The 13,617-nt window shown below is 59.7% G+C and carries 10 protein-coding genes and 1 pseudogene; 3 read left to right on the top strand and 8 right to left on the bottom strand.

Annotated features, from left to right (window positions below; all coding sequences use genetic code 11):
* Positions 1–464: 464 nt before the first annotated feature.
* The gene (locus tag AC1DZP_RS33415; RefSeq protein ID WP_477308354.1) at positions 465–842 is read left to right on the top strand and encodes a low affinity iron permease family protein; all 378 of its coding nucleotides are present in this window, start codon (positions 465–467) and stop codon (positions 840–842) included.
* 1,520 nt (positions 843–2,362) lie between these two features.
* Here AC1DZP_RS33415 and AC1DZP_RS33410 read toward each other — a convergent pair.
* The 8 genes and pseudogenes from AC1DZP_RS33410 to AC1DZP_RS33375 all read right to left on the bottom strand — a co-directional run bounded on the left by AC1DZP_RS33410 (position 2,363) and on the right by AC1DZP_RS33375 (position 11,024).
* On the bottom strand, positions 2,363–2,566 hold the full coding sequence (locus AC1DZP_RS33410) for a hypothetical protein (protein ID WP_477308352.1): 204 nt from the start codon (positions 2,564–2,566) through the stop codon (positions 2,363–2,365).
* A gap of 619 nt (positions 2,567–3,185) precedes the next feature.
* A complete protein-coding gene (locus AC1DZP_RS33405; protein WP_477308350.1) occupies positions 3,186–3,389 on the bottom strand; it encodes a hypothetical protein in 204 nt (67 codons plus the stop codon).
* Positions 3,390–3,564: 175 nt separating this feature from the next.
* Positions 3,565–4,011: a sulfocyanin-like copper-binding protein gene (locus AC1DZP_RS33400; RefSeq protein WP_477308348.1), complete on the bottom strand. Its 447-nt coding sequence runs from the start codon at positions 4,009–4,011 to the stop codon at positions 3,565–3,567.
* Between the two features lie 1,197 nt (positions 4,012–5,208).
* Positions 5,209–5,388, bottom strand: coding sequence for a hypothetical protein (locus AC1DZP_RS33395; RefSeq protein WP_477308346.1), 180 nt, complete (start codon positions 5,386–5,388; stop codon positions 5,209–5,211).
* 1,095 nt (positions 5,389–6,483) lie between these two features.
* Positions 6,484–6,927 (bottom strand): Ros/MucR family transcriptional regulator, encoded by a 444-nt coding sequence (locus AC1DZP_RS33390; RefSeq protein ID WP_477308344.1) that lies wholly within the window; start codon positions 6,925–6,927, stop codon positions 6,484–6,486.
* Positions 6,928–7,362: 435 nt separating this feature from the next.
* Positions 7,363–9,107: pseudogene (locus AC1DZP_RS33385) on the bottom strand (phage terminase large subunit family protein).
* Between the two features lie 85 nt (positions 9,108–9,192).
* Positions 9,193–9,756, bottom strand: a complete 564-nt coding sequence (locus AC1DZP_RS33380; protein ID WP_477308357.1) for a hypothetical protein — start codon at positions 9,754–9,756, stop codon at positions 9,193–9,195.
* A 5-nt stretch (positions 9,757–9,761) separates the two neighbouring features.
* Positions 9,762–11,024 carry a site-specific DNA-methyltransferase gene (locus AC1DZP_RS33375; protein ID WP_477308342.1) on the bottom strand — a complete coding sequence of 421 codons (1,263 nt, stop codon included), beginning with the start codon at positions 11,022–11,024 and terminating at the stop codon, positions 9,762–9,764.
* A gap of 591 nt (positions 11,025–11,615) precedes the next feature.
* On the opposite strand from AC1DZP_RS33375, the gene AC1DZP_RS33370 reads away from it, so the two are divergent.
* Both AC1DZP_RS33370 and AC1DZP_RS33365 read left to right on the top strand, forming a co-directional pair.
* The gene (locus AC1DZP_RS33370) at positions 11,616–12,266 is read left to right on the top strand and encodes an adenylate/guanylate cyclase domain-containing protein (RefSeq protein ID WP_477308340.1); all 651 of its coding nucleotides are present in this window, start codon (positions 11,616–11,618) and stop codon (positions 12,264–12,266) included.
* Complete coding sequence (locus AC1DZP_RS33365; protein ID WP_477308338.1) at positions 12,263–13,351, top strand: tetratricopeptide repeat protein; 1,089 nt, start codon at positions 12,263–12,265, stop codon at positions 13,349–13,351. The genes AC1DZP_RS33370 and AC1DZP_RS33365 overlap by 4 nt, the downstream gene beginning before the upstream one ends.
* The last annotated feature ends 266 nt before the right edge of the window (positions 13,352–13,617 follow it).

The raw sequence follows: 13,617 nt of genomic DNA, 5'->3' as shown, positions 1-13,617 counted from the left end.
GTGCCGACGTTCCCCCGGCAGGGCTTCGGTCCCACGGGACATCGGACCAAAGCCTGATCGAAAACCGCATTGGTCTTACCCGTGACTTGCCTGGGAACAGCTTACTTTCGCGGATGTTGTGTCTCGGAAAGTTCGGAGAAATCAGATGGATAGAAGTGTCAGTCAAGCGCGCTGGTTGCTTGCACCGCTCTTTGCGACGGCCGTCACGTTTCTCGTGATCGGAATAGTTGTTGGCTGACATTTTGCGTTCGGCGCAGGCAAGTCCCATCCTGCGCTGATAGGGTTCGCTCGCATGCCGAGAGGCGGGCGAACCCTATATCTTCAACGATGCCCATGAGGCGATAATGTTGAGCGACAAAGAGACCCGGCTTCTAGAGGCAAGCTTGCTCCTGGCAGTGCCTGTCTGCGTGGCGGTCACGGCGCTGATCGCTTTCGCCTTGGCCTTTTGACGGACAATGGTTGGAATGAACCGCTTCCTTTTCGTCGCGGCCGACTTTCTTTCCCGACCCCCTGGATTCTATGCGATGCTCATGGCCATGGTGCTTTGCACAGCGCTGGTACCTTTTGGCCTGACAAATACGGTTACGTATGCCCTGTCAGTCGCGGCCATCGTGATCACCGGTGTTGTCCTGATACAGGGCTATCGCGACACCGCCGCCATCCACGCCAAACTCGATGAGATCATCGTTGCTCTTGATGAAACCCGAAACGACGTTGTCGGGCTGGAGCATTCTGACCCAGAGGAGATCAAGGAAAAGCTTGTGAAGCTCGAAGAAGAAGCAGGGAAATCATTGCCCACGTTCCAATCATTATCAGATAATCGAGAGCGTCCGGATCAATAGGAGGAGATCATGAATAATATCATTTGGCTCATTGGAGCGGTAGTCGTCGTATTATTGATACTAAGCTTTTTTGGCCTTCGGTAAGCCTACGACGAGTCATCAACGGCATGCGGATACCGTTCTAGATGATCGGAGACACTCCTAGGATCGGCTGCAGTCGATGCAAGGTGCCCTTGGGCGGCGTCAGCGAGCCGCGAGGGTCCGATCTCTTATCTTGCCCCAGTTGCGGGGTTTCCGACACATACGAGAACGTCATGCTTCAGCTTGGCCAGCGCGCTGCGGACGCACTATCGCGGGCGCTCTGTCGACCTGTCCCCTCACGAGACTATCGTTTCACCCTCCTTTTTCGGGCGGCGAACTCGAAGCCGACGAGTTCAACGCCACTGCAAGGGCCAGACCTGGCGATGGGTGATGAGACTGATGGCGGGGAGGGCTTGCAACGGAAGAGGCATCGACCCTCGCAAGGGCTCGCGTGACGCGTGGCTAATGACTAAAAGATTCCACAGGCCGTCTTGACGATCAAGGAAAATGTTCCTTATTCGTTCTCATGGATGGTCATTTGTTACCTCCCTGTGACCTGCTAAGTCGAATCAGCTCCCATGATGCGGCTCTTTCGTTTGATCTCCCTGCGAGGGCCAGGGCTCGACGAGCCCCGGCCTTCCTTCGGACCTGACCACAAAGGACAAGGCAGCCGCAGAGGCGCTTGAACAGGCGATGGTGCAGGACGGAGTTAAGGTGCGGATCGACGAGATCACTCCGAAGGTGAAGCGCTAGGGGCGCATGATCCATGCCTTATCAATACGACGAGAATGCGCAATAATTACATTACTCTGCCGTGTGTAGGTTGACCCTCGCTCTCGCCTTCGTGCTCACCTGTGGCCCCGTGTCCGCAGTAGAAGCATTGGTTTGCTCATGACGGCGATACACTTTGGCATGACGAGTTCAGTTGCTCGGTATCGATGCCCCGAACTTTCGCAGGCGTGTTTTGATGCCGCTGACAAAATCTGGCCCTGCGGCAGGTATGCGCGTGACCACATTCGCCATCTCATTGCCTCCGGGGATGTATCCTGCACCATCGAAGGCAAGGATCGCTATGACAACGATGTCGGTGTCTCGTGGGAGGCATCGATCTCGGACGCGATCTGGTGAAACACGGATTGGCGGTCGCCGACAAACAATCGCCTCGATACCTTGCCGAAGAGCGCGAAGCCCAGTGGGGCGAGGGCACCGGGGCCTAACCGGCGGGATGTGCTCGCGAGGAACATCGCCGCCAGCTGGAAACCTTATGCGCTTCTGCTAATTTAAAGTGAAGCACGTTAGTTGCCCCTGCTCGACTAAAAGCAACCGTGCCGTCGTCTTTGCGTATTTCCACCGCTACGATACCGTCATCCCGCTTCCGAGTGGGGATGGTCGCAAAGACGTGGTCCCTCGCAGCCTTCTCGTCATCAAATGGCGTCTTTTCAACGACGCCCTGTTCCCCATACCAAATCACTGTGTAGCCCCACCGCTGCGATGCTGCTTTACTCAGCCGACCCGTTATCGGGATAAAATGAGGCGCTCGGCAAGCACTGCATCGACCAACCGGCTGGCGTTGGTTGCTTCTGATATTCGGCGATAGCGGCTGCACACTTTTCACGGGTGTCGAAGGTGCTCGGCATGACAACCATTCCGCCTTGCGGACCGGCGATTACTAGATACCAGATGAACGCTGCGGTCGAAGCCATGAGAATTTCCTCGTCGGATAGGATTCTGGAGCAGCGCATCTGGCCGTCAAGAGGATGCTAATATGCGAGACAGCGACCTCACAGAGCGCCCTGTCTGCGGCTGGTAACGCTGGCGGCCAGCCGAAACGCGCTCTGGCGGGGCTCCGAGAGTCGAGCTTTCTCTTAAGCGGCCCCAGCGGCCGTTGGCGTGGGGCTGGGGGAGGCGGCCACCGGGCCTGACCGGCGGCAATCGGCGTCGCCGGCTGGGGAAGACTGTAGGCCGACCAAGCATTACTGCTAACTTGGTAATGTGGATGCGACATGCGCGGCCCTACTTCCATTGCAGGTGCCGCTTACCCCCAATCTCCAAGTTGATCAAACGACACTTGCTCCTTTAGCCTACCAAGATGTTCGCGCTAGTAGCTCAATCAGGTGCGCACTCGGCAGGGGGCAATTGGGGCCTCGCCGCTTCGCAAATGGAGTGGCGGGTCTTTCTGCCGAGAGGGGTTTGAATAGAGCGGCCCGGCACCCCTGTTGTTGGGGTGCGGGCTAGGGCGCCGGGCCTAACCGGCGGGATGTGCTTGCGAGGAACATCGCCGCCAGTTGGAAACCTTATGCGCTTCCGCTAAACGATCAGCGCCTACTCCGCGGACCCATTGTCGGTGAACGGTGAGGCGCTGGGTATGCACTGCAGCGACCAACCGGCTGGCGTTGGTTGCTTCTGATATTCGGCGATAGCGGCTGCACACTTTTCACGGGTGTCGAAGGTGCTCGGCATGACAACCATTCCGCCTTGCGGACCGGCGATTACTAGATACCAGATGAACGCTGCGGTCGAAGCCATGAGAAATTCCTTCTTCCGTCCGCTCGGGAGCCGCGATGGGTCGGACGATGTCAATTAGACTTCGGCCGGGTGGCGAAAGCATGGCCGGCGCGCAAGCTTCGCCCCCACAAGGGCGCGCTTGAGGAACCTTAGCTGCAGGCCTAATGGCGACCCCAGGTGAGGCTCCAGGCGTTTCCTATGGATCGACGGTAAATTCGGTCCACATGCCCGCCGCATCGTGACCTGGCACGTTGCAGATGAGCAGGTATTTTCCAGCCTTCAATTCGACGGTCAATGTGCCTGATTTGCCGGGATCAAGCTCCGAAACTTCGCCCTTGTCGCCAGCCTTGTCTTCGTCGACCCGGTTCTCGGCTTCAAGGTAAGGAAGCGGCTTGCCGGGATCGGCAAGGTACATCACGATCATTTCGTGAACTGTGTCCTTGGAGTCATTTTTCACATTGAATGTGACCTCCCCGGCCTTCACCGCGCCGGGCAAAGCCTTGATGCCCATGGTCGCTTTGGCGATGTCGAGTCCTTGTGTTGCATAGGCGAGCCCCATTGCCATCTCAGTGCTCGCGCCCTTGTCCCACAGCGATATCTGGACAAGCGAAGCGGCCTGGACGGCGCCGGCACTGCCGGCCATCAGTATTGCCGCAGCGAGYCCGAACGCTGCCCTTCTCGATATGCTTTTCATGACCTTCTCCTCGGGACGGCAGCAGAGGCGCTCTACATCCCCGTCACTATCCCGTTCATGAACGTCCCCCACCGTCCTTGCGCCATATCAAACCGCGCGCCGTCATTCGCGCCCTGCAACCATAGACAGCCGCTCGACCTGTGAACCTGCGCGATCGGTTCGGCTCTGACGCGCCGGCCATGGAATGGGATATTCGTCCCAGGCTTCGGTGCAACAAATGCAACGGGAACGATGTCAGCCTGACATACACGCCCGACACCACCCCGACCGGCTACGGCAAAACCAAGGGCAGCTAATGGGTGGCGCTCAAAGCCGAGATGCCCAATCAGGGGCGTCGGCTTGCCTAAACCAATAAATCGCGATCACGAGCAGCACCGCCAACACGGTGTCTTGTTCATGGCGGGCAGGTAACCAGTCGCCGCCAGCGCCGCAATTCAATTGGCCGTGTGCAGCCTTCTATGGCTGGGTAGCGCCTTTAGGCCAATTGCGCGATTGCTAATATGCCCATAATTTAGGCAGTGTGGGAGGGACGTCCAAATGCTTCCCGCAGTGGCCGGTGTGGTCCGTCGCCCCAAAGAGCCCCAGCTGCACCGGCCATTCCCCCTATCGCTGGGTAGCGCCAATCAACGATCCACCCGAAGCCCCGGCGGCTCTCGATTTAACTCATACCCTTGGGCACAAAGAAACACGTCCATCTGAATCTGTGGTAGGCCTCGAATTTCAAATGGGGAATGATCGTTCGATAGAACGTCATTAAATGCTCACAGAGATGGTAGCGGTTATCGAGGGAGACTTGGGCGCGCTCCCTAGGGATAAACCACTCCGGCTCTTGCGGCTCATTCATATATGCGGGACGAGGCAGTCTGACGTAATAGCCGTCTTTCGTCTCTCTGACGTCGCGAGAGTCTATCGGATGGCAATCTTTGTTGCCGCAGCAATCATATTGCATAACCGGGTCTTTTTTGCCGGTATACCAATCGTGGGCATCCGCGTCGACAGGTAGAACAAGCCACGCCAGCGCAATCCATCTTCGTGGCTGTCCCATGTCAATCCCCTCGTATTTGTGAGGGTAGAATATATTAGCTAGTCCTAATTGTCAGCGGGGCATACCTGCCTCTCGATGCAACGCTGTTGAAAGAGGGCCCGTTAGTTCTTGATCTTACCGGGGTGTTCAGCCTGGGCCATCATCTTGTTGAAAGCGGCGGCATCCTGTGCGGTAGCGAATGGCGTTGCCGTGGCTGTCCCATCCACCGCGAGTGTGACAGCTAGGAACGGCAAGCCGAACATTGGCGGTTTGTACACGGCATAGGTAGGACGCTTTTTCATAGCCCTCTGATAGGGGGGAGTTCGCATTAGCCAACGTGGACTAAGTGCTTAGACGTGCGATGAAACTTCCGAAGCGTCTCACCCGTAAGCGCAAGCGGCTTGACGGAACATTAGCCATCTCTAACTGTGCCATGGCGGCGGCGATGCACACCCCATCCCTGCCGAAGATCGGGATACGCACCACCTGATCGGCCCGCGCTTAGCCGAGAGCGCGGGCTTCAATTAACCATGATTATGAACGCGCAGATCCGCAATGCGTGATCGGGAACTACGCGTGACTAGATACGTTGCATGGACATGCCTGCTATTTCTGCAGGCGAGAGCGGGAGGTTTGTATGGATCGGCGATCCTTCTTGACAGCAATGTTTGGCATTGCAGGGGCAACGGCCTTTGCAAGTGCAGTTCGACCTATCGACGCAGTGGCCGGTGTTCCAGGCGCCAGAAGCGGCATTCTCGATGAACTTGAGGCGCCAGACACAGAGACCTTCGACGACGAAAAAGGTAACCAGGCGGAAGTGGAGCAGGTCCACTATCGGCGCTACCACCGCCGCTATTATCGCCGCCATTACCGCCGCTATTACCGCCGGCGGGGTTGGGCAACGGTCTGCCGTAGTTATTGGCGGCATGGTCGCCGGCACGTCCGATGCTACCGCAGGCACATGTATCGGTACTAGCAACTAGCGCGTGGATTCTAACGATTGGGCAGCGTCCCGAAAACTAGTCCCTGATCGATGAAAGCCCGCCACGGGAGCGACCTGCGGTGGGCTTTTGGACTGGCTACAGAAGCGCTGACGGAAGCGGATTTTTACCGGGGCGGCCCAGCGGCTTGCTAGGGGACTAGCAGCGGTGGCCGCCGGGGCTGACCAGTAATGGCTCGAGGAGGCGCTTGCTGGCTAATCCGAAGCATGCGCTCACTCCAATGTAAGAGCCACAGCGCATCCGCATGAAGGCTACCGCCGAAAGATGTAGTTTTAATCGCAAGGGCCGGCGCCGCTCTCTGGAGGTTGCCTGAATGGCGCAGGCCCAAGCGGACGCCAGGTCCGCCGCAGTTTTCTAATAGCTAAGTCTTGACCTTACGTCACCGCGCTCGACCGACTAAGCCTTCCGCTTGGCTAGCGCCTTCTTAACAGGCTTAGCCTTGCGGCCTAGACCGGTAGCCTTTGCCATCGAGGACCTCCGGTCGGAGTACTCCGGTGCGACCATTGGATAGTCATGGGGCAAGCCCCACTTGGCGCGGTATTGATCGGGCGTGACACCGAAATCCGTCCTGAGGTGACGCTTCAACGACTTGAATTTCTTGCCGTCCTCCAGGCAGACGATGTAGTCCGGGAAAACCGACTTCTTGGGATTTACTGCCGGCACCAGAGGCTCGACTGAAAGGGTCGCCGGCTGGCTGAGGCCCGAGAGCGAGAGATGCACGGAGTCGATCAGGTCAGGCAGTGAGGCGGTTAGCAAAGGATTATTGGTCACGTATGCAGAGACAACATCCGCCGTTAACTCGGCTAGTTCGGCTGCGCGGTGGTCGGTTTCGTTGGTCACTTGTCGGTCCCCCTAGTTAGCTGACAAACAACCCGTTTATTAGAGACTTCTTAAGCACGCAACCTGACGCCTAGCTCGCCGTCGACCCGCGAAGCAGCCAGTGCCGCTACACGTAGGCAGCACACTGATCACGGCACGTCGATTCAATGGCCATAATGTTAGGGCAATTTGATCACGCGTGGTTCATTACGCTAAGCTCGAATGGTCACGAACCCCGCCTGGGGACAACGAGATCCATCGCCTTGTCAGAGACTGTTGGCGTTACTCCATCCAGCGGCTCAAGCGAACACGCCTAGTCCTCAGCCTGGGCTGCCGGCTTTGCGGACGCGTGTTTTGAAGGTTCGAAGCTGATGCCAAACGTGGCAACGCGGCTGCGGCAGTCACTGCCGGCTCACAGGCAGCGACGTTTTTGCTGAACTGCGCCTCGAGGTCGCGCTAGGTCGATTCCGGCCAGCGGTCGGCACCGATGATCCAGGCGGCGGCACGGGCATACACGCGGCAGTCGAGGGCTTCATTGCGTTCGCGAAGCTTCTGCCATTCCAGGCGAGAGAAGCCCCGCCTGGTGCGCACCGTGACTAACTGCTCACCGACGAACTGCTTGCACCACTCGCCGTCCACCCAGGAAGGGAGATGGACCGTGCCTGCCGCATGTCTGGCACCGGCCTCTAGCTCCTCGTCCGTTGGCCGGGGCAGGCGAAGGAAGCGATAGGTCTCGGCCTTGAAGGAAAGGTGGAGCCAGCCACAGTCCACAGCTTTGCACCCCGCCGGAGACGCTTGCCGTGTGCGGTCGCGTCGACAAAGGTTGGACCGGTGACGGGGCTTGCGCGATTGAAATTTTCGACACCCTTGACCGGAGCGACATGGGCCGAGCCTGCTCTGCGCGCCCAGGTATAGACGGCCGGCGCTTCGTAGCCGGTGTCGATCGCCAGCCGCAAGATCCGCATCGTGTTGCCGGACGCGCTCTGCCAGCTGCGGCCGAGCACCTGATCGAGCGCCTTCCAGCAGGCTTCGTCTCCAGCACCGCCGTCCAGCACGATGTGCTCGATCAGCCAGGTTTCCAGACCGCGGCCCCATGCCCAGACGTCAACCTCAATGCGGTCCTTCTGGATGTCGGCGCCGGCGGTGAGGAACAGGCCACCGGCAGGAACGCTGCCCGCTTGCCATTGCTCGCGCCGATCATGGAGGCGCTGCCAATCTGGCGCCTCGCCGGTCTCGACCCAGGTCTCGCCGAGAACGGTGTTGCGAAAGGCTTTGAGCGACTCGTCTGACCCCTGAGCCGCCTCGAAGGCGCGGGCGATCGCCTGCCAGGAGAGCCAGCCCGCAGGAGAATAGAGACCCAACAGGTGGAAGCCTGCCGTGGCAGGATCTGCTGCCGTTGCGCCCGCCTGCCATTCCCCCTCCTGCAGCATGGCGGTCTTGCTGTGCTCGCCGATTGGGGCCTCACACGCCTCGCATTGATAACGGGCCGTCTCGGGCCTGCCCTTGTCCCAACGCAGTCGCTCGAACTTCAGCCACTGCATGACGCCGCATTCGGGGCAGGGGACATGGTAACGACGCTGGTCGGACGCCTCATACTCCCGCTCGATGCGCGACAGTCCGCGAATGGTGGGCGTCGAGGCCAAAAACACCTTCCTGCGATGTGAGAAGGTCAGCGAGCGTGCCTCTGCAAGGGTGACAGGATCGCCCTCGTCGTCGGCCGAGGCGGGATAGGCGTCGACCTCGTCGAGAAAGATATAGCGCGCCGGCGTCGAGCGCAGGCCGACTGCAGAGTTCGCGCCGGTCATGATCAGGATGCCGCCATTGAACTCCTTCGACAGCATCGTGTTGCCGGCATCGCGCGAGCGGGCCGGCTTCACCCGGCCGCGCAGGGCAGGGCTCTCCTCGATCAGCGGATCGATGCGATGACGCGAGTTGCGCTTGGCAAGCTCCACGGTCGGCTGCACGGCCAGCATCGGTCCTGGCGCCTGGTGGATGATGAAGCCGATCCAGTTGTTGCCGGCCTCCGTTGCGCCGACCTGGGCGGCCTTCATGAACACGACCCGCTGCACAGGAGAGCCAGGAGACAAGGCGTCCATGATCTCGCGCATGTAGGGCGTGCGGCTGGTCCGGTAGCGGCCGGGCTCGGCGGAAGCTCTTGCTGCCAGCATGCGGTGCCGGTCGGCCCATCCCGATACCGTCATGAACGGATCGGGGCGCAGGCCCTCGCGCCAAGACGACTTCAGTTCATCGACGCCTTCGAAGCGGAACAGGCCTTCTTCCTGAACCTCATCGGAAGTCAGTGCGGACATCGGCCAGCTCCCCCAAATGGGCTCTCACCTGGCTCTCGAGAAGCTGGTGCATGGTGGCGGTATCCACGCCCAGTTCAGCCGACAGGATCGCCGCGACGCGTCCGGGCCAATTCACCCAGGCGTCGCGTTCCTCCCGCGCCAGCCGGAACAGCAGGGTCTTGGCGCGATCGAGCGAGACAAGCTCGCCCTTCAGCTTCTGAAGCTTCAGCCGGCGTTCCTGCGCCTTCAGCACCTCATTGGCTGTCTTTGCCTGCAGGAAGGTGGTCGAGCCTCCTACGACGGGCGCCGCAAGCCCCTGTTCGCGCAACGTCTCGCCAACGGCCGACAGCGCCTCTTCAGGTACGGCCTTCAGTTTGGGCTGGGGCAGGGAGCGCCTCTGCTTTGAAGGATCGGTCAGGGCTGCCCGGCGTGCGTCGGATCCTGCTCCATCAATTGAGCGATCCTCAAACAGCACCAGCCGTCCGGCAATCCTGGCCTTCTGTATGGCCCCCCGGGAGACCCCGGCATGCGCGGCGTACTGGCGCTCGCTCATCCCCTCCATGGTGGTCAAGCGGCGGATCGGCTGGCATGAACATCGGCGACGTCGAGGTCACTGGCCTCCAGGACTGCTTTGCGCCCTGTGAAGTTCTGCCATCTCTCTACCGCGACATCGCAGTAGCGAGGATCGAGCTCCATGGCGAAGCAGGAACGGCCGGTGGTCTCGGCGGCAATGATGCTGGTGCCGCTGCCGGAGAAGGGCTCATAGACGGAAGAGCCGGTGGCGCTGTTGTTCAGCAGCGGCCGCCGCATACATTCTACCGGCTTCTGCGTCCCGTGAACCGTGGCGTCGTCCTCACCCTGGTCGCCGTTGCCGATCATCCAGATGGTGGTCTGGTCGCGCGCTCCCTGCCAGTGGCCTGTCGCTCCCTCCCTGACCGCATACCAGCACGGCTCGTGCTGCCAGTGATAATGGCCACGGCTGAGCACCAGGCGGGGCTTGGCCCAGATGATCTGCGAGCRGATGCCAAAGCCGGAAGCAACCAGGCTGTCGGCCACCGTCGAGGCATGGACACCTGCATGCCAGACATAGGCCACATCACCGGGAAACAGCGACCACGCCTCGCGCCAGTCCGCGCGATCGTCATTGGTCACCTTGCCGGTGCGGCTGCTGTTCGAGACGCCCGCTTCCCTCCTCCAGGAAGGATCGTAGTTCACCCCAAACGGTGGATCGGTCACCATAAGATGCGGCACAGCACCCGAGAGCAGCCGTTCGACATCTGCCGCCACCGTCGCATCGCCGCACAGCAGCCGGTGCTTTCCGAGCACCCACAGGTCGCCGGGGCGGGTGACCGGATCGACCGGCGGTTCGGGGATCTCATCTTCATCGGCAGCGCCTTCGGTCTCGTCGCGAAGCTCGCCCATCAACCGGTCGAGTTCCGCATCGTCGAGCCCGGTGAGGCTCAAGTCGAAGCCGTCGCCATTCAGCGCACGAAGCTCCTGAGAGAGCAGGGCATCATCCCATCCGCCCAGCTCCGTCAGCTTGTTGTCGGCAATACGGTAGGCACGCCGTTGCGCTTCACTCAGATGATCGAGAATGATCACCGGCACCTCTGGGAGGCCCAGTTCCCCGGCAGCCAGGATGCGGCCATGCCCAGCGATCACCTCGCCTTCGGCAGACACCAGCACCGGCACCGTCCAGCCGAACTCCGCCATGCTGGCGGCGATCTTCGCCACCTGGTCCGGCGCATGTGTCTTGGCGTTCCCGACATACGGCCTCAGCCGCTCGATCGGCCAGTGCTCGATGGCTTCCGGTGCGAACTGGACGGGCATGCATTCTCCTCGAAGAGGATGTGGCTTCCGGACGTTCTTGCTGGAGTCCGCGATGGATCTGTCGGTGGACCCATCTGGATCCGAACTGGACTCCGGGTCCAACAGGGGTCCAGCGGCACTTTCAACTCTGCACGCTTGATCAAAGGCTTACGCGGTCCCGGCTCGGATTTGGACTCCGGGTGGCTTCCCAAAAAAATATGGCTGACGCTGGCGACCCTCGGCGCTGCGCCCTCCTGCATGGCTTCACCGCCCCGGAAGGACCCGTTGCGTCCCTCAGGTGTGACCCGCTCTTGTCAATGAAGAGAGTCTATCAGAGATGCCAACCCATTGGAATCACGACATTGTTTCGCGCCACTTCCTTTGTTTGCGCAGGTCTTCGCTCGCAATTCCAGTAAGGCGAGAAACAGCGCCGATCGAGCCGTCCGGCCGACACCTTCAAGGGCAAAACCGCCATGTCCAGGATTACCCCCTAACCAGACATATCAGAGAGTTGGCTAACCGACGTGAATGGACCCAGAGCGGAAAATCGGGTGAATCGACTCCTCCTCGGGATGCAAATAGAATTTGCCGCAGTGAGAGTACCCCTCTGCGATGTCCGAAGAACGCGTTCAACGCCGCCTTGCTGCCATTCTGGCCATCGACGTGGTTGGCTATAGCCGCCTCACGGAGCGCGACGAGGTAGGTACCTTGGCTACACTCAAATCTCGGCGTCGAGAGATCCTTCAGCCAATGATCTCCAAACATCATGGTCGCATCATCAAACTGATCGGGGATGGCGCGCTAATAGAGTTCGGAAGCGCAGTCAACGCCGTAAACTGCGCTGTCGAATTGCAGAAAGCTATGGATATCGCTAATGCAGATGCGGCTGGGGACCGACGCATTGTATTGCGTGCAGGAATTAATCTCGGCGATGTGATGGTGGAGGGCAGCGATCTCTACGGCGACGGAGTCAACGTCGCGGCTCGGCTCGAGGGTCTGTCGGAGCCCGGGGGATTGTGCATCTCGGGAAGTGTCTTCGAGCAGATCAACGGCAAGCTGCCACATTCATTCGTTTCGTTGGGTCCGCAGACTCTCAAAAACATYGATCGACCGATCCAAACCTATCGGCTCGCGGGCAAGGATGGCGCCGCAGCGGTAGTCTCCGCCGTTGAACTTTCTCTTCCCGTCAAGCCGTCAATAGTCGTCCTCCCCTTTGTGAATATGAGTGCTGACGCCGAGCAGGCGTATTTCGTCGTGGATTGACGGAGGATCTGATTACCGACCTCTCCAAAGTGCCCGAGCTCTTCGTCATCGCCCGGAACTCATCCTTTGCCTATAAGGGCAGATCGGTAGACACCCGCCAGATCGCTCGCGAACTGGGCGTGAAATATGTGCTGGAGGGTAGCGCCCGACGGGTGGCGGACCGCGTTCGGATCAACGCCCAGCTCATCGATGCACCCGCCGGTGGGCACATCTGGGCGGATCGCTTCGACCGAGACCTTGCCGATATCTTCGCGGCGCAAGACGAAGTCGTCGGCAAGATTGTGGAGGCGCTCGCCGGCAAGTTGGCCGCGGCAAACCTGAAGGAGCGCTATCGGCCAACGAACCTGAGGGCCCATGATCTCTATCTAAGGGGGCGGGCTGAATGGTCACACTCCACGGAGGCGGGCGTTGCGGCCATTCCCTTGTTCGAGCGGGCCATCGCGCTCGATCCTAACTACGCGGATGCCTATCGCTGGTTGGCGATCAGTCAGTGCGAGGCCTGGGTCTTTAGGAACCATCCGATGAATCCCCTTCGTCAACAGTCGATGGCGTCGGCAAGAAAGGCGGTTGAACTCGATCCCGAAAATTCTGGAACGCATTGGGTGCTCGCGTTCATACTCCTCCTCGAGCGCCAATGGGATGAGTCTGCCAAAGAGTACGAGATTTCGCTCCAGCTCAATCCGAACGACGCCGATGCTTGGGCAAACTTCGGGGATCTGAAGACCTATGAAGGTCGCGGAGTTGAGGCCATCACCTGCATCGAGAAGGCATTGCGCCTGAATCCGCGCCCGCCCAGCTGGTATTTCTGGTTACTCGGAGAGGCCCAATCAGCCGCCGGTAAGTATGAGGAAGCAGTGAAGACGCTGAGGAATGAAGCAACATATCGAACCGAATCCAGGGCTAATTTGGCGTCGATCCTGGCGGTGCTCGGCAGGTTAGAGGAAGCGCGTGAAGAGGCCAAGCTACATCTGGCAACAAATCCCCATTTCAAGATTAGCCATTGGGTCGAATCCCAGCCCTATCGCGACCTGGCCTTGCGAGACATGTACCTCGAAGGCCTTCGTAAGGCTGGCTTTCCGGAATGACTGATTTTTTACTCGAAGGAGCCACCATGCTTGGAGTCGACTTGGTGGCCCTTCTGCCACAAGGCAAACGGCAACCGACAATGGCCGCGTTGGTCTCGGAAGTAGACATTCGTGCATGATCTGACCATGCGCGTTATGAGTTCACGCCATAGCCGTCACCGCAGGTCCCACTACAAGCAGATGTGGGTCCGGCGTGCACCACCTACAAGCCCTTTGCATGGCCATCACAAAGTTCGCGGACTGACCGTGCAGGAGGTCAGGAAAGC

It is taken from the genome of Mesorhizobium sp. P2_F8 (assembly GCF_056403655.1).
This window is presented reverse-complemented; position numbering and strand designations above follow the sequence as displayed.

Excerpts from the sequence above, each read along its gene's own strand:
- AC1DZP_RS33415 (WP_477308354.1), top strand. The coding sequence starts at position 465 with ATGAACCGCTTCCTTTTCGTCGCGGCCGACTTTCTTTCCCGACCCCCT.
- AC1DZP_RS33410 (WP_477308352.1), bottom strand. The coding sequence starts at position 2,566 with ATGGCTTCGACCGCAGCGTTCATCTGGTATCTAGTAATCGCCGGTCCG.
- AC1DZP_RS33405 (WP_477308350.1), bottom strand. The coding sequence starts at position 3,389 with ATGGCTTCGACCGCAGCGTTCATCTGGTATCTAGTAATCGCCGGTCCG.
- AC1DZP_RS33400 (WP_477308348.1), bottom strand. The coding sequence starts at position 4,011 with ATGGCCGGCAGTGCCGGCGCCGTCCAGGCCGCTTCGCTTGTCCAGATA.
- AC1DZP_RS33395 (WP_477308346.1), bottom strand. The coding sequence starts at position 5,388 with ATGAAAAAGCGTCCTACCTATGCCGTGTACAAACCGCCAATGTTCGGC.
- AC1DZP_RS33380 (WP_477308357.1), bottom strand. The coding sequence starts at position 9,756 with ATGGAGGGGATGAGCGAGCGCCAGTACGCCGCGCATGCCGGGGTCTCC.